Annotated in this window: 12 protein-coding genes and 1 pseudogene; 7 read left to right on the plus strand and 6 right to left on the minus strand. The window is 67.0% G+C overall.

Annotation, left to right across the window (positions count from 1 at the left end):
- Positions 1-262: 262 nt before the first annotated feature.
- Positions 263-1,066 (minus strand): isocitrate lyase/PEP mutase family protein, encoded by an 804-nt coding sequence (locus tag JOF45_RS10510; RefSeq protein ID WP_210049656.1) that lies wholly within the window; start codon positions 1,064-1,066, stop codon positions 263-265.
- 138 nt (positions 1,067-1,204) lie between these two features.
- Between JOF45_RS10510 and JOF45_RS10515 the strand changes: the two genes are divergently transcribed.
- Positions 1,205-3,343, plus strand: a complete 2,139-nt coding sequence (locus JOF45_RS10515) for a RecQ family ATP-dependent DNA helicase (protein WP_378578033.1) — start codon at positions 1,205-1,207, stop codon at positions 3,341-3,343.
- Between the two features lie 36 nt (positions 3,344-3,379).
- Here JOF45_RS10515 and JOF45_RS10520 read toward each other — a convergent pair whose 3' ends face one another.
- Together JOF45_RS10520 and poxB are read right to left on the minus strand one after the other, a co-directional pair.
- Positions 3,380-4,096 (minus strand): TIGR03085 family metal-binding protein, encoded by a 717-nt coding sequence (locus JOF45_RS10520; protein WP_210049658.1) that lies wholly within the window; start codon positions 4,094-4,096, stop codon positions 3,380-3,382.
- A 63-nt stretch (positions 4,097-4,159) separates the two neighbouring features.
- On the minus strand, positions 4,160-5,875 hold the full coding sequence (gene poxB, locus JOF45_RS10525) for a ubiquinone-dependent pyruvate dehydrogenase (protein WP_210049660.1): 1,716 nt from the start codon (positions 5,873-5,875) through the stop codon (positions 4,160-4,162).
- Between the two features lie 210 nt (positions 5,876-6,085).
- Here poxB and JOF45_RS10530 point away from each other — a divergent pair.
- The 4 genes and pseudogenes from JOF45_RS10530 to JOF45_RS10545 all read left to right on the plus strand — a co-directional run bounded on the left by JOF45_RS10530 (position 6,086) and on the right by JOF45_RS10545 (position 10,799).
- A pseudogene (locus JOF45_RS10530) lies at positions 6,086-7,498 on the plus strand (extracellular solute-binding protein).
- Entirely contained in the window at positions 7,495-8,406 is a 912-nt protein-coding gene (locus JOF45_RS10535; protein WP_188682298.1) for a carbohydrate ABC transporter permease, read from the plus strand. Before JOF45_RS10530 ends, JOF45_RS10535 begins: the two are co-directional and overlap by 4 nt.
- Positions 8,407-8,607: 201 nt before the next feature.
- On the plus strand, positions 8,608-9,387 hold the full coding sequence (locus tag JOF45_RS10540) for a carbohydrate ABC transporter permease (RefSeq protein ID WP_210051430.1): 780 nt from the start codon (positions 8,608-8,610) through the stop codon (positions 9,385-9,387).
- 47 nt (positions 9,388-9,434) lie between these two features.
- On the plus strand, positions 9,435-10,799 hold the full coding sequence (locus JOF45_RS10545; RefSeq protein WP_210049662.1) for a glycoside hydrolase family 32 protein: 1,365 nt from the start codon (positions 9,435-9,437) through the stop codon (positions 10,797-10,799).
- On the opposite strand, the gene JOF45_RS10550 is transcribed toward JOF45_RS10545, so the two are convergent.
- A complete protein-coding gene (locus JOF45_RS10550; RefSeq protein ID WP_342591469.1) occupies positions 10,759-11,802 on the minus strand; it encodes a LacI family DNA-binding transcriptional regulator in 1,044 nt (347 codons plus the stop codon). The genes JOF45_RS10545 and JOF45_RS10550 overlap by 41 nt on opposite strands.
- Positions 11,803-11,963: 161 nt before the next feature.
- On the minus strand, positions 11,964-13,262 hold the full coding sequence (locus tag JOF45_RS10555) for a tannase/feruloyl esterase family alpha/beta hydrolase (protein WP_210049664.1): 1,299 nt from the start codon (positions 13,260-13,262) through the stop codon (positions 11,964-11,966).
- A 222-nt stretch (positions 13,263-13,484) separates the two neighbouring features.
- Here JOF45_RS10555 and JOF45_RS10560 point away from each other — a divergent pair, with 222 nt between their 5' ends.
- A complete protein-coding gene (locus JOF45_RS10560) occupies positions 13,485-13,982 on the plus strand; it encodes a DUF4282 domain-containing protein (RefSeq protein ID WP_210049666.1) in 498 nt (165 codons plus the stop codon).
- A 74-nt stretch (positions 13,983-14,056) separates the two neighbouring features.
- Here JOF45_RS10560 and JOF45_RS10565 read toward each other — a convergent pair whose 3' ends face one another.
- On the minus strand, positions 14,057-14,860 hold the full coding sequence (locus tag JOF45_RS10565; RefSeq protein WP_210049668.1) for an exodeoxyribonuclease III: 804 nt from the start codon (positions 14,858-14,860) through the stop codon (positions 14,057-14,059).
- Between the two features lie 64 nt (positions 14,861-14,924).
- On the opposite strand from JOF45_RS10565, the gene JOF45_RS10570 reads away from it, so the two are divergent.
- Positions 14,925-15,290, plus strand: coding sequence for a metallopeptidase family protein (locus JOF45_RS10570; protein WP_210049670.1), 366 nt, complete (start codon positions 14,925-14,927; stop codon positions 15,288-15,290).
- The last annotated feature ends 282 nt before the right edge of the window (positions 15,291-15,572 follow it).

Below are 15,572 nucleotides of genomic sequence, written 5' to 3' on the forward strand. Positions count from 1 at the left end.
CGATCTATTGAACGAAGAGGGTCGGGGTTATGCTCAAGAAGTGCAGCCCGGCTTTCAAGGAGCGGGCGATCAGGATGTTGAACCACTAGTCAGCATCGCAGTAATCGGAGAGTTCGAGCGGTTCGCCGCTTCGAGCTCATCGCCCCCGAACGCAACGATCTCTGAATCGAAAGGTCACCGGATCGACGCCGGTCGGAGCCACCAGAGCAGTAAGGCCCCGTTCCTCCTCGGAGGGACGGGGCCTTACTCGTATCTCAACCGTTCACTGCTCGTTCCACCGGCCCAGAAGCTGCGCAGCCTGCTCGCCGAGCGCCATCTGCAGCAACGGACCGAAGCTGATCCGGCTGACCCCCAGTTCGGCCAGCCGCGGCAGAGCCAGCCCCTCGGGGATGGCGCCGCGTTCGGGATGCGCCGTGACATTCAGCGGCGTGCTGACCTGCTCGAGGATCGTGGTGAGGACCTGCTCACTGGGCAGTCCCACGGGGTAGAGGCTGTCCGCGCCGGCCTGTTCCAGCAGAGACAGCCGGTGCAGAGTCTCGGCAAGCGGATCGGCGAAATCGTCCGCGTGCTTATAGACGTCGGTACGGCCGTTGATCACCAGGTGGACTCCGGCCGCCTCGGCGGCCCGGCGGATTCCGGCGATGTACTCGCCATGCTCCTCAGCGCCACGCATCTGACCGCGGGAATGGACAGTGTCCTCGATGTTGATACCCACGACGCCGGCCGCCAGCGCCTTCTCCACCAGTTCCGCGGGATCGGTGTCATAACCGGATTCGAGGTCGGCCGAGACCGGGATGTCCACGGCGGCGGTGATGCGCGCGATCGCCTCCAGCGCCTGGTCCAGGGTCATGTCTTCGCCGTCGCCCGCGCCCAGCGAGTCGGCGAGCGGGTGACTGCCCACGGTGAGCGCGTCGAAGCCGGCGTCGGCGATCAGCCGCGCGGACCAGACGTCCCACGCGGTGGGCAGGACCACCGGAGCGTCCCGATGATGGAGCTGCAGCAGAGTCTCGGCACGGGCACGCAGAGTGGCGGCGTCGAAGACGGGGGTTGAGCCGGAGGAGGTCATGGAGGGTCCTTTCCCTGAAGAAGATCCGGTGGCGCTGATGATCCAGCGCCGAGGGCTGACAGGCGGTGATGTTCACCCGTCCCGCATGCTGTGGAGAACCGGCGCGATGTGTCAGACCCCTGTGGCAGAGTGAACACCGTGACCTCCTCACCGATTCCTCCCTCCGCAGCCTTCCACGCCGAAGCCCGGGAGCGCCTCACCGCCCTCACCGGGCGGGACGCAGACTTCCGCCCCGGTCAGCTGGAGGCGATCTCCGCCCTGGTGGAGCAGCGGCGCCGAGTGCTGGTGGTGCAGAAGACCGGATGGGGCAAGTCAGCCGTGTACTTCCTGGCCGCGCATCTGCTGCGCCGTCGGGGCCGCGGCGTGAGCCTGATCGTCTCTCCGCTGATCGCCCTGATGCGGGACCAGATCGCAGCCGCGGCTCGAGCCGGAGTCAGCGCGCAGGCGGTGAACTCCGCGAACGCCCACGAATGGGACTCCGTGGTGGAGGCGCTGGCCGCCGATGAGCTGGATGTGCTGCTGATCTCTCCGGAGCGCCTGGCGAACCCTCGGTTCCGCGACGAAGTGCTGCCCGGGCTGCTCGAGCGGCTGGGCATGCTGGTGGTGGACGAGGCCCACTGCATCTCTGACTGGGGCCACGACTTCCGTCCCGACTACCGCCGGATCGGGGAGATCGTCCGCGGACTGCCCACTGAGGTCCCGGTGCTGGCCACTACGGCGACGGCCAACTCGCGGGTCGTGGACGACGTCGCCGCGCAGCTGGCCCCGGCCGGCGACACCAGCGATCAGCAGGTGATGGTGCTGCGTGGCAGCCTCAGCCGCGATTCGCTCCGGCTCGGGGTGCTCACACTGCCGGAGTCCGAGCAGCGGATCGCCTGGCTGACCCAACATCTGGGCTCGCTGACCGGAAGCGGCATCGTCTATGCGCTGACCGTCTCCCAGGCCCAGGACCTGACCCGGCATCTGCGCGAGCACGGTCATGAGGTCGCCGCCTACACCGGCCAGACCGACCCGGACGAACGTCAGCAGCTCGAGGCCGCGCTGAAGGAGAACCGGGTCAAGGCGCTGATCGCCACCTCCGCGCTGGGCATGGGCTTCGACAAACCGGACCTGGGATTCGTCGTGCACCTGGGGGCGCCGTCGTCGCCGGTGTCCTACTATCAGCAGATCGGACGCGCCGGGCGTGCAGTCGACAGTGCGGACGTGCTGCTGCTCCCCGGTCAGGAGGACGTGCGGATCTGGGAGCACTTCGCCCAGGCCTCCATGCCCACCCAGCAGCGGGCGGATGCGGTGCTGACCTCGCTGGCTGAGCATCCGGAGGAGCCGCTCTCAGCGGCTCGCCTGGAGACGATGGTGGAGATCCGACGCTCCCCCTTGGAGCTGCTGCTGAAAGTCCTGGAGGTGGACGGCGCGGTGCACCGGGTGCGCGGCGGCTGGGTCTCCACAGGGCAGGGCTGGCAGTACGACGCCGAGCGCTACGACACCATCCTGCGGCTGCGCCGCGCCGAGCAGCAGGCGATGCTCGACTACGAGCGGCTGGAGCCCGGTCAGTGCCGGATGGCCCACCTGGCAGGGACCCTCGACGACGACGCCGCCACCGCCTGCGGCCGGTGCGACACCTGCGCGGGCCCCTGGTATCCGCGCCAGCTGGACCAGGACTCGGTCAGCCAGGCACGTGCCTCGATGGACCGGGTCGGGGTGGAGATCGCCCCACGGAAGCAGTGGCCCACCGGCCTGGCCGCACTGGGCCTGTCTCTGAAGGGCCGGCTCGGCCCCGGCGAAGTGGCCGAGGAGGGCCGAGCCCTGGCCCGGCTCTCAGACCTCGGATGGGGCCCGCCGGTGCGCGAGGCGCTCCAGAGTGAGGACGCCGCGGTGCCTGATCAGCTGGCCGGCGCCGTGGTGCGGGTCCTCTCCGAATGGGACTGGCCGCGCCGCCCGGATGTGGTCGTCTCGGTGCCCTCGCGCCGGCACCCGCAGCTGATCGCCTCACTGGCTCGCGGCGTGGCCCAGGTGGGGCAGCTCCCCTACGCCGGTGCTCTGGAACCGGTCGAGGGCGGGCCGTCGAGCTCTCCGGAGGCCAACAGCGCCTTCCGCCTGGCAGGCCTGCTGGGGCGGTTCAGCGTGCCGGAGCAGATGGCCTCCCAGATCCAGGGTGCTGCCGTGCTGCTGGTGGACGACGAGGTGATCTCCCGCTGGACGCTCACCGTGGCCGCCCGAGAGCTGCGCGGGGCCGGGGCGGAGATGGTGCTGCCCTTCACTCTGGGCATGCGCGGCTGAGGGTCGCAAGCAGCGCACGTCCCAGCCCGCAGCGGCTCAGTGCTGGCGCATCACGACCTCGGCCACGCTCCGGCGGCCGAAGGCCCAGAGCACCAGCTCGCTCGGGGCGCCTTCGAGGGAGATCATCGGGTCCCTGGAGGCTCCGTGCGTGACCGACCCGTGGCCTGGGCTGATGTAGGTGATGCGGCGCCGGTGCTTCCGGGCCGCGGCCATCAGCAGAGTGCGTGAGGCCTGCTTCCAAAGACGCCTCTGGAGGCTCGGAGACAGCCTGCGGCGGTACGGCTGCAGAGCAGATGAACTCGCCGGTCCGCCATCAGCTCCAGCGCTTCGGTCATCAGCTCCGGCGCTGTAGTTGCCGGCCCCTGCGCGTTCGCCTTCGGACTCCGGACTCGTCCCCGGCTCCCCGGCACGCAGGACATCCTCCGTGTGGACGAAGAACTCCAGGGTGTTCATCGCGTCATCGACGGCCCGGCTCCGGGCCGGATGCCAGGAGGGTACTCCGGCCTCGATCCGGTCCACCAGTTCGGCAAAGCTGAGCCCCTCGATGTTCCGGTACTGCTCCTGCGCCTTGGAACCCACCACCGGCAGCTCTCTGCCGAAGACCAGGTGCGGACGGGAGTCGCGGGCGACCACATGGACTGCGAGGTCATGGGTGGTCCAGCCTTCGCAGAGGGTGGCGGCCCTCGGGCCCTTCTCGCGCAGAGCTGCGACGAGAGCCTGACGCTCAGCGGCGGCGGTGGATGATGAGCGCATCGGTGGGGGGTCCTCACTGTCGGGGCGGCGGCATGGTCAGAGGGCTGGAGCATCAGCGGCGGCTCAGAACAGCTGACGCCAGTTGGTGCGGGCCAGGTCCACCAGCTCGTCGCCGCGGCCGGAGAGCACCGTACGGATGGCATAGAGGGTGAAGCCCTTGGCCTGCTCAGCGGTCACGGCCGGAGGCATGGACAGCTCCTGCCGTTCGGTGACCACATCCAGCACGGCCGGACCATCATGGGCGAAGAACTCCTCCACCGCGTCCGGGAGCTCCGCTGAGGATTCCACGCGGATGCCGCGGATCCCCATGGATTCGGCGATGTCGGCGAAGCTCGGGTTGGTCAGGCCGGTGCCGTAGTTCACGAAGCCGGCGGCCTTCATCTCCACCTCCACAAAGTTCAGCGAAGAGTTGTTGAAGACCACCGTCTTCACCGGCAGCTGCGCCTGAGTCAGCGTCAGCAGCTCACCGAGCATCATGGTCAGTCCGCCGTCGCCGGCCAGGGCCACCACCTGCCGCGAGGGGTCAGCCGCAGCCGCGCCGACCGACTGGGTGAGCGCATTGGCCATGGAACCGTGGGAGAAGGAGCCGATCAGCCGGCGTCGGCCGTTCATGCTCAGGTACCGCGAGGCCCAGACCACCGGGGAACCGACGTCGGGGATGAACACGGCGTCCTCAGCGGCGGCCTGGTCCACCAGCCGCGCCAGATACTGCGGGTGGATGGTGCGTTTGGAGGGCGAAGCCAGCGAATCCAGGTCCTTGCGGGTGCGCCGGTAGTGCTTGGTCATCGTCTCGAGGTGCTTGGAGCTGCGGTCAGTCTTCAGCCGCGGCAGCAGGGCTTCGATGGTCTCCCTGACCCCGCCGACCAGCCCGACGTCGACGTGGGTGCGCCGCCCCAGCTGGGATCCGCGCAGGTCCACCTGCACCACTGAGGCGTCCTGCGGGTAGAACTGCTGGTAGGGCAGGTCGGAGCCCAGGACCAGCAGCGTCTCGGCGGCCTCCATGGCGTGGTAGCCCGAGGAGAAGCCCAGCAGGCCGGTCATGCCGACGTCATAGGGGTTGTCGTAGGCGACGTGCTCCTTGCCGCGCAGAGCATGGACGATCGGGGCCTGGAGTCGCTCGGCGATCTGCAGCAGCTCATCATGAGCTCCCGCCGCACCGGCACCGGCGAGGATGGTGACCCGCTCGCAGCCGTTGAGCGCCTCTGCCGCAGCCTCGAGCTCCCCTTCTGCCGGGGTGACCACAGAGGCCGTCGGCCGGATCGTCTCAGGCTCCGCGCTGATCTCCTGCAAGGCGACGTCGCCGGGGATCACCAGCACTGCCACGCCCTGCTTCTCGATGGCCTCACGCATGGCGACCCGCATCAGACGGGGCATCTGGTCGGCCTGGGAGACGTGCTCGACGTAGACGCTGCACTCGCGGAAGAGCTCCTGCGGGTGGGTCTCCTGGAAGTAGCCCGAGCCGATCTCCTCACTGGGGATATGAGCGGCGATGGCCAGCACCGGGGTGCGGGATCGTTGGGCGTCGTAGAGCCCGTTGATCAGGTGGAGGTTGCCGGGACCGCAGCTGCCCGCGCAGACGGCGAGCTCACCGGTGAGCTGGGACTCCGCGCTGGCGGCGAAGGCCGCCGTCTCCTCATGCCGGACCTGGACCCAATCGATGGTTCCGGAGGCGCGCAGCGCGTCGGTGAATCCGTTGAGCGAGTCGCCGGGGATCCCGTAGACCCGCTGGACCCCGCTGGCGTGCAAGGTGTCGACCATTGTGCGTGCGACAGTCGGCATAGAACGTTCCCCTTTCCGCGGCAGGACTCGGCCGACCCGAATCTCGGACCGCCCGGCCCGCCTGCGACCGAGTCTATGACTATGGCGCCCCGGAGACCATGACCTGCTTCACCCGGCTCCGGACCCCGGCGGCGAGGTCGGTCGTCTGCCCCGGTGTTGCCATATGATGCAGATCACGCTACAGTCCCTGACACGTGTTAGGAAGGTGTGATGAATCACTCGACAGATCTTCGGAGGCTCTCTCGCCGAGGCCTCCTCGGCCTGGGCGGACTCACGGCAGTCGGCCTCACCTGAGCGGCCTGGCCGCGACTGACCGGGACCGACATCCCCGGCCGCAACGAGGACGTGCTGCGGATCGCTATCCAGGGAACTGCCCAGGACGCGGCCGCCCGCCAAAGCCTCGTGGACGCCTTCACCGAGGCCCACCCTGATATTCCCGTCCGCCTCCAAGCGATCCAATCGGCGGACTGGGGCGATTTCTTCACCAAGATCCTGACGATGACGGCGGCCGGAACCGCACCTGATGTGACCTATGTGGCCACTGAGGGAGCCCAGCTCTTCGCCGAACGTATGGCCGAACCGCTCGACCGATGGGTCGATGGTGACCACACTGAGGTCGCCGACTACTTCGAGGATGTCCACCCCTCGCTCATCGACTCCTTCATGTACGACGGCAGCCTCTATACGCTGCCGCTGGACTTCAACGCGGCCAATATGTATCTGAATCTGGACACCCTGCGCTCCTCGAACCTGGATTTCCCCTCAGAGGACTGGGATGTCGAGGAGTTCGAATCGATGCTGCGGACCATGAAGGAGCACCAGGGCACGGACTTCAGCCCGTACTACTGGACCAACCGGCTCTTCGGGGGCATCGTGCCGTGGCTCTATGCCAACGACACCTCCATTCTCCGCGAAGATCGGTTCGACGGAGGCAGCTGGCTGTGGGACCGCTTCTACTCCGCCGACCAGCTGGCAGAGCGCCGGGGCGGCTACCGCTGGACGACGTCGAACGTATCCTCCGATGCTGTGGGCGAGACCTTCGAGATGCTCAACCGCTGGGTCCGGGAAGGGCTCAGCGTGCGCCCTGAGGAGGGCGGCGGCAATGCGCTGGTCGGCCTGTTCGCCTCCTCCCGGATCGGCGCCACTCCGGCAGGGGGCTACTGGGCACAGGGGCTCCACGAGGCCGGAATGACCGAAGACCGGTTCGACGTCCAGTACTTCCCCCGTTGGCGGAGCCAGCGTCACCAGTTCGGATCCGCCGGCTACGCCATGATGCGCAGCTCAGAACGCAAGGAGCAGGCTTGGGAATGGCTAAAATTCACGGCCTCCAAGGAGGGGATGGAACTGGCATTCCCCAGCCCGCAGACCACTCCGACCCGTCGTTCGATGGCCACTCCTGAGTTCTACCGCGAGACCGGACCGGAACGTTGGAAGGTCTTCTACGACACCCTCGACGAATTTCCCGACTCAGGGCCGATCCCGGCACCGCCCCAGCAGGCAGAGATCGAGAATGCCTTGGCACGCAACGTGGCCACAGCGATGGGCGGCAGCCAGGCGCAGCTTCATGACGCGCTCGATCGCCTCGATGGTGAACTCACCGCTGCAATGGAGTCCCCAGCATGATCAGCACCGACAAGCCCACAGGCACCCCAGCACGCCGCCGCTCCCACCGGTGGTTCATCGCCCTTCTCCTGGCACCCACTCTGGTGGGCATGGGGATCTTCACCATCCTGCCGATCCTCGGCTCGCTGGTCCTCGCCTTCTTCGAATGGGACCTGGTCAGTGCACCCACGTTCAACGGAGTGGACAACTTCGTCGCGCTGGGTGCCGACACCACCATCCGCCGGGCCTTCATCAACACCATCGGATTCGTGGCCATCGCCGTGACGCTCCAGCTGGCTCTTGCGATGTTCTTGGCCGTCATGATCCAGTCCCGGATGCCCAACTGGCTGCGGCTGTTCTTCCGCTCGACGTTCTTCTTCCCACTGGTGCTCTCCGCCGCCAGCGTCTCGATCTTCATGCGGTACATGTTCAACGAGCAGTTCGGCGTCGTGAACTGGATGCTGAACCTCGTGGGCATCTCGTCGGTCCCCTGGCTGACGACCCAGACGGGCGCGGCCGCCGTGGTGATCTTCGTCTTCGTCTGGCAGAACTTCGGCTTCTCGTTCCTCATCCTGATCGGCGGACTCGCCTCCATCCCCAAGGAGCTGCACGAGGCCGCCGAGATCGACGGGGCCAGCGGCTGGAGGCATTTCCGCAACATCACCTTGCCGCTGATCTCGCCCTCCATGCTCGTCGCCTCAGTGACGGCGATGATCACCGCCCTTCAGGTCTTCGACCAGCCCTACGTGCTGACCCGCGGCGGACCCGGGGACTCCACCCGCTCAGCTGTGATGGTCGTCTTCGAAGCGGCCTTCCAACGGCTCGAATTCGGCCTGGCCTCGGCCACAGGTCTCGTTCTGATGCTCATCATCATGCTCATCACCTGGGGACAGTTCCGACTCTCACGACGGCTGGTCTTCTACCAGTGAGCCGTCCTCCGAGAAGCCCCTGCCTTCGAGCAGAAGGCGCCCGCTCCCCGCACCGTCCCAGCTCACCCAGAAGGAGCCCACGACGTGACAACCCAGCAGACCCGCCCATCAGGCGCAGACAACCCACCCGCTCCATCGCGCCCGGCGCGGCGGCGACGTCGCCTGCCCTCACCAGGCAGAACAGCAGCGATCCTCTTCACCATGGTCGCAGCGGCGGCGGTGCTCGTCCCGGTGATGTGGACTCTGTCCACCTCGCTTCGCTCTCCGTCGGAAGCGTTCGACCTGCCCCCTCACTTCATCCCCCTGGGCTTCGACCTGACGGCCTATCGCGAGGTCTTCGTCCAGATCGACATCACCCGCCTGGTGCTGAACTCCGCCCTGGTGACCGCCCTGATCGCAGCAGGGCAGATGCTCACCGCAGCGATGGCGGGGTACGTCTTCGCCCGCATGCGGTTCCGGGGGTCGAACCTGCTCTTCGCCCTCGTTCTGGCCACCATGATGGTGCCGGTCCAGGTGACGATCGTTCCGGTCTTCATGCTGATCCGTGGGATGGGCCTCTCAGACACGCTGCTGGCTCTGATCATCCCTGCGATCCCGACCGCTTTCGGCACCTTCCTGATGCGTCAGTACTTCATGAGCCTGCCGACTGACTTCGCCGAAGCTGCCGAGATCGACGGCGCCGGGCCGTGGAGGACGTTCTTCTCCATCTATCTGCCGCTTTCTGCTCCAGGTATGGCCATCGTCGGCATCCTCGCCTTCAACTACCACTGGAACGAGTTCTTCCGCCCACTGGTGCTCACCAACTCGGAGGAGAACTTCACGCTGCCGCTCGGCTTGGTCTCCCTCCAGGGGCACCTGGGAACCGGCAGCATCTCCGTCGTGCTGGCCGGAGTCATCATCTCCATGGTCCCCGCCCTCGTGGTCTTCCTCTTCGGCCAGCGATACCTGCGCGAGGGCCTGACCGCCGGCGCCGGAAAATGACTGCCGAAGCCACATCCCGCTGACCCGCACCCACCCGAAAGGAACTGATGACCACCGACCCCGCCACCACCTCTGCGCGTCCTGCCCAGGACGACCTTTCCTTCCCTGTCGCCCACCCCAGACCGGCCCTGGGTTGGCTCAACGATCCCAACGGCGTGTGCCGGGTCGGTGACACCTGGCACGTCTTCTTCCAGTACAACCCAGACTCGGCGCGCCATGAGAATGTCCACTGGGGACACCTCTCCTCCTCCGATCTGGTCACCTGGACACAGGAGCCCATCGCGTTGGCACCCACTCCAGGGGCTCCGGACAGCGCCGGCTGCTGGTCAGGCGTCATGGCGTTCGACGAGGACGCCGCCCCGGTGGCGGTGTACAGCGGAGTGGAGCGCCACGATCACAGCTCCTCAGTGACATTGGTCCGCGGGTCCGAGGATCTCCGACAGTGGGGCCCGGAACGCCACGTGGCGGCCGGAATGCCCGATGACGAACGCGTCATCGCGGTCCGTGACCCTTTCGTCTTCCGGCACTCGGGCCGCCGATGGGCGATCCAGGGCGCCGGACTCGCTGACGGACAGGCCGCGATCCTTCTCTACGATGCCGAAGACCTGTGGAACTGGAGCTACCGCGGCGTTCTGCTGTCCTCCGGCCAGCAGGGCGTGCCCGAAGACGCTCAAGCCTCGATCTGGGAATGTCCTCAGCTCGTTCAGATCGGCCCCGAGGGCACGTGGGTGCTTCTGGTCTGCCTGTGGAAGCGGATGCCCGAGGATCACCCGAGCGAGGCTCAGCTCGAAGGCACCCGGGCTCTGCTCGTCGACCTCTCCGCCGCAGATGGAACCGCTGACGCGAGCCTGAACATCGCAGTGGGCGGCTCCACGGCTGTCGACCACGGCGACTCCCTCTATGCTCCTCAGGTGGTCGCGCTCGAGGAGGGTCCCGTGCTCATCGGCTGGGCGCGGGAAGGCCGCGCCCAAGAAGTCTCCGACAGTCTCGGATGGTCCGGGCTTCTGACCTGGCCAAGGGACCTGTCACTTCGCGGCGGAGAGCTCGTCTCCCGGCCCCGGCCGGAGTGTGCGGGCTGGCGTGAGGGTGGGCCTCAGCGTCATGAGAGCGGAACCGAGGCACCCGTGGGCGCGGAGTCAGACATCGTCATCGGCGAGAGCTCTTCAGCGGATGAGCTGACCGAGGACGAGGTCGAGCTGGTCCTGCGACACGGTGACGGGTCCGACGAGCTGGTCTACGCCGGACCAGCTCACCGCATCGTGATCGACCGTTCGATCCTCGAGGTCTACCCGCTCACGAAAGCGCCGACGACCCTGAGGCACTACCCCGCCGACGATGCCCGATGGGTCCTGCGGACCGAGACGGCGCCGCTCACCTGGTGGCGGCTGGGCCGGACGAAGCACGCTCGATGAGAGTGCTGGGGAGCCGCTCCACCGACGCCGGAGCGGCTCCCCCCGCGACCAGCTCCAGGAGGATCTCCATCGCTCGCAGACCGATCTCGCGATGCGGCAGGGCGACTGTCGTCAGAGCAGGGACCACGGTGCTGGCCACATGGGGCTGATCGTCGACGCCCACCACGGAGATGTCCTCGGGCACACGAAGGCCCCGATGAGCAGCAGCCAGGAGCACCCCCACGGCGGTGCGATCGTTGGAGGCGATCACGGCGCTCGGCTGCTCTCCTGAGTCGAAGAGATCCGCGGCCGCCCGATAGCCGTCATGGATCTCCCACCCGCAGACAAGCACGGTGGCAGCGACGCCGCGCTCTCTCGCCGCCTGGAGGAAGCCCTCCCTGCGCAGTGGAACTGCAGGCGACTCCTCACCTCCGGAGAGAAGGACGATGTCCCGATGACCCAGCCCGACCAGGTGTTCGACCGCCTGAACAGATCCGCCGACCTCGTCAGGGATGACCGAGGGCAGCTGTCCAGCCGGGTCGAAGCAGTTGGCGAGCACCGTGGGGAATGCGCTCACCGATTCTGGGGGTTCCATCTGAACCAGACCACCGGTTGCTAGCACGAGCGCGTCGACGCTCCGAGCGAAGAACAGCTCGCAGGCCTCATGGAGCCGCTCCCGGTCTCCCTCCGTGTCATTGACGACGGTCATGAAGCCCTGTCGCCTGGCCACCTCACCGACTCCGCTGATCAGCCCTCCTGCGAAGGGGGAGGTCACGATCTCATCAGTGATGATGCCGACTGTGCGCGTGGTCCGGGAGCGCAGCGACTGCCCCAGGCCCTGGGGCATGTAGCGCAGCTCGGCCGCAACTCTGCGGATCCTCTCCTGCGCGGCGGGCGAGACATTGCCATCGGCACGTCCGTTGAGGACCATTGACACCGCACTTCGCGAGACCCCGGCCCGCCCCGCGACGTCGAGGGCGCTGACCCGGCGACGCGGAGGCCCGCTGCTGGAGCTGCTGCCCACCTGTACCTCCTTGGTGCGATCTCGATGTGCCGCCCCTACCCGTCGGACGAGCTCTGCCGTGGGACGCTCCGCCAGTCTAGACCGCGTGCCCGGAACGACCCCGGCCTCATATGCCGGACGATGAGACCCCACCCCCGAGGTGACCCGCATCAGCGGAGAGCTCAACCGCTCCCCTGCCGGCAGCTGAAGCTGGCCGCGTCCTCCGGGTCGCCCTCCTCATAGTGAGCCGCCTCGGGGTAGGGGCAGAGCAGACGGGTCCGGTCAGCCGCCCAGTCGTCCGGAAGCTCCTCATTGACACCGCCAGGATTGCCCTCCCCGCGGGCGGTCGCCTCCATATGTTCCGGGGCCTCCCCGTGCTCCACCCAGTCCACCAGCGCGCCGAGCCCATCGAACTGATCGGTGGCCACGCCGTCCTCGACGTGTGCCATCCCCGGCACCTGGAAGTAGCGGACGAAGTCCCGAGCATCCTCATGCTGGGACTCCACCTCGCGGTACCAGCGGGCCGTGTCATCAGCACTGAACACGGCGTCGGAGGCTCCGTGGACCACCATCATCTTGGAGCCGGCGGCTTCCAGCTCGCTGAGGTCATAAGGGGCCGGCGGGGTCATGAACTCCATGGCGCTCTCCCCGGCGATTCCTTCATCCGAGATCCCGGCGGCCGCCTCGTCGATGTCCATCTCCAGGGCGTATCCGGGCAGGTCCTCCAGGACCGCGGGGTCAGCCGGTTCCGGGGAGAAGACGAAGCCCACAGCCATCGGATCCAGCATCACGCTGGCCTCGAAGGTCCACCAGCCCCAGTCCTCATTGGTGATCCCCGGATCGAAGGGGAAGGAGGTATAGATCGGATCGCCCGCCGAATCCACAGCCCCGGCGTGGACATCAGCCACCACCTCACGCTCCTCGGCCGAGAGCGCGGTGGTGATGTCACCCGGCTCCTCCGCCACCTGATCCCACTGCTGGGCGCCCCAGATCTGCGCCACTGCGGCCTGCGGCAGATTGAAGCCGGGCGCCACCGCCAGGAAACCGTCATATTCATCAGCGGAGCGGCTGGCCGCCACCATGGCGTGCCGGCCGCCGTTGGCCTGGTGGAGGAAGCGGCCCGCCCAGTCGGCGGGCAGGCGCATCTCGAAGCCGATGGCGTACCGCTCGCCGTCGGCGTCGCTGGTCCGTTCGTTCATCTCCCCGCTGACCAGACAGTGCTCACCCACCGGCTCACCGGCGTTCTCCTCCTCGCTCTCAGGGATCAGCTCCGCCTGTCGAATCTGCGTGGCCTCGAAGTCGAAGGTCGACAGCTCCTCACGGGTTTCCAACGTGCCCGGCTCAGCAGGTCCGACGCCGACGGCCGCCTCCTCCTCCGCATCTGCCGAAACCTCCCGATCCTCCCCTTCAGCGCTCAGCGCACAGCCGGAGAGCAGGGCTGTCGCCGCCAGAACAGTCATCATCCTCGTCACGGTGCTCATGGAACGACCCAAATATGATTCCGATCATATGGGAAGGGCCCTGCTCAATGACTGAGACAGCAACTCCTCGAACATCCCCTGATCTCACCTTTGACACCTGTCTTTGTGGGCGTATGCCACTGCGGTAGGTTGATACGAAGACAGCAGTCATCAGTGCACGGTGCATGAGGGGCAGCGCTGGTGGAATGAAGAACAGATCGAACAAACTCCTGGAGGAGCGCGATGACTCAGCAGCCCGACAACCCCCAGAACCCGCAGGACCAGAACCCTGCCTACAGCCAGCAGCCCGACCAGCAGCAGTATGGCCAGTACGGCCCGCAGCAGCCGGGCTACCCGCAGCCGGGCAGCGCACCCTCTGCTCCCTCCGCCCACGGCGCCGGCTACCAGGGCTACCCCCAGCCGGGCTACCCGCAGGCCCCGCAGCAGAAGAAGGAGCCGCAGGGCTTCGGCGTGCTGCTGGACCTCGACTTCACCACGCTGAAGGTGGAGAAGGCGGCCAAGGCCTTCTACACGCTGTTCCTGGTCATCGCTGCTGTCTGGTACCTCTCCGACGTCATCAGCGGTCTGGTGATCGGCGCATCCGGTCCGGGCGACTTCCTGGTCTGGAGCTTCCTGAACCCGCTGCTCTTCGGCTGGATCGTCCCGGTGATCGTGCTGATCTTCGCCCGTCTGGCCATCGAGCTCACCGTGGCTTCGGTGCGCACCTCGCAGAAGCAGTGACCGTCAGTCACCGCAGATGAGAAGAGGCGCCGTCCCCTCGGGGGCGGCGCCTCTTCTCATCTGCAGCCGGACTGTCAGCCCAGATCCACGACCACCGGGGCGTGGTCGCTGGCCCCCTTGCCGCGCCGCTCGTCCTTATCGATGAAGGCCGACTCCACCCGCTGGGCCAGTGCCGGGGATCCCAGCACGAAGTCGATCCGCATTCCTTCCCGCTTCTGGAAACGCAGACTGGTGTAGTCCCAGTAGGTGTAGACCCCGGGGCCGGGGGTGTGAGGGCGGACCAGGTCGGCGTAGCCGGCGTCGAGGAAAGAGCGAAAGGCCTCACGCTCAGGCTCGGAGACGTGGGTGAGCTCCTGGCGGCGGAAGTGATCGATGTCCCAGACATCCTCATCCTGAGGCGCGATGTTCCAGTCCCCGGCCAGAGCGATCGGCGCCTGGGGGTCATCGGTCAGCCACGTCTCGGCGTGCTCGCGCAGCTGCCTGAGCCAGGCGAGCTTGTACTCCATATGCTCGTCGGTCAGCGTACGACCGTTGGGCACATAGAGGCTCCAGAGCCGGACATCCCCGCAGGTCGCGGCGATGGCACGCGCCTCCTGGACCGGGTCCTTCCCGCCCTTGCCGAACGCGGGCTGATCGGCGAACGTCCGCTCCACGTCCTTCAGGCCCACACGCGAGGCGATCGCCACGCCGTTCCATTGGCTGAAGCCGAAGTGGGCGACGTCGTAGCCGTTGTGTTCGAAGACCTCCCAAGGGAAGTTCTCGTCCTTGCACTTGGTCTCCTGGATGGCGACGGCGTCGACGTCCTGACGCTCCAGCCAGGCCTCCACCCGGTCGGCCCGGGCACGCATCGAATTCACGTTCCATGTGGCAATACGCATGAGGCCAAAACTATCAGCGGGCCTCAGGCTGAAACCTCCGGGCAGCGCGCCGTAGACTCGCTCCATGCCTCAGCAGATGAGCGACGATGAGTTCGACGACGCCGCGGCCCGCGCCCTGGAGCTGATCCCCGAGGAGCTGGCCGCGAAGATCGACAATGTCGCAGTCTTCGTGGAGGATCGCTACCACCCCGAACCGTGGGAGGACCCGGGGACGGTGCTCCTGGGTCTCTACGAGGGGATCCCACTGACCGAACGTGGCTCCGAACCCTGGGCCATGCCCGACCGGATCACCATCTATAAGGAGCCGATCCTGCAGATCTGTGATTCCCCGGAGGAGGTCGTCGAGCAGATCACCGTCACCGTGATCCACGAGGTCGCCCACTTCTTCGGCATCGACGACGCGACCCTGCACCGCCTGGGCTGGGGATGATCTCAGCGCGGTTAGCACAGGGTCACCGAGAAGTCAGGAAGCTCAACCTTCAACCTACTTGAAGGTTTGACGATACCTTTCTGTGACCTAACTTCCCCGGAATGACGGGGATCCGCTCCTCACAGATTCATCACAGGAACGACACGGACTGTTGCCAAGCCCTCAATGGCCCCTCTATCGTTACCGACGTAGCGCCACACGGCTTCTGACGCGTTTCCCATCTCGTCACCCGGGTCTCCCAGCCCGGTTGTCCGCGCCGGAGGCCAGCCCATGCGTGAACGC

The sequence above is a fragment of the Nesterenkonia lacusekhoensis genome (assembly GCF_017876395.1).
Lineage (GTDB): Bacteria > Actinomycetota > Actinomycetes > Actinomycetales > Micrococcaceae > Nesterenkonia > Nesterenkonia lacusekhoensis.

Coding starts and splice junctions, on each gene's coding strand:
- JOF45_RS10510 (WP_210049656.1), bottom strand. CDS start 1,066: ATGACCTCCTCCGGCTCAACCCCCGTCTTCGACGCCGCCACTCTGCGT.
- JOF45_RS10520 (WP_210049658.1), bottom strand. CDS start 4,096: ATGCGCTCATCATCCACCGCCGCCGCTGAGCGTCAGGCTCTCGTCGCA.
- poxB (WP_210049660.1), bottom strand. CDS start 5,875: ATGCCGACTGTCGCACGCACAATGGTCGACACCTTGCACGCCAGCGGG.
- JOF45_RS10535 (WP_188682298.1), top strand. CDS start 7,495: ATGATCAGCACCGACAAGCCCACAGGCACCCCAGCACGCCGCCGCTCC.
- JOF45_RS10540 (WP_210051430.1), top strand. CDS start 8,608: ATGGTCGCAGCGGCGGCGGTGCTCGTCCCGGTGATGTGGACTCTGTCC.
- JOF45_RS10545 (WP_210049662.1), top strand. CDS start 9,435: ATGACCACCGACCCCGCCACCACCTCTGCGCGTCCTGCCCAGGACGAC.
- JOF45_RS10555 (WP_210049664.1), bottom strand. CDS start 13,262: ATGAGCACCGTGACGAGGATGATGACTGTTCTGGCGGCGACAGCCCTG.
- JOF45_RS10560 (WP_210049666.1), top strand. CDS start 13,485: ATGACTCAGCAGCCCGACAACCCCCAGAACCCGCAGGACCAGAACCCT.
- JOF45_RS10565 (WP_210049668.1), bottom strand. CDS start 14,860: ATGCGTATTGCCACATGGAACGTGAATTCGATGCGTGCCCGGGCCGAC.
- JOF45_RS10570 (WP_210049670.1), top strand. CDS start 14,925: ATGCCTCAGCAGATGAGCGACGATGAGTTCGACGACGCCGCGGCCCGC.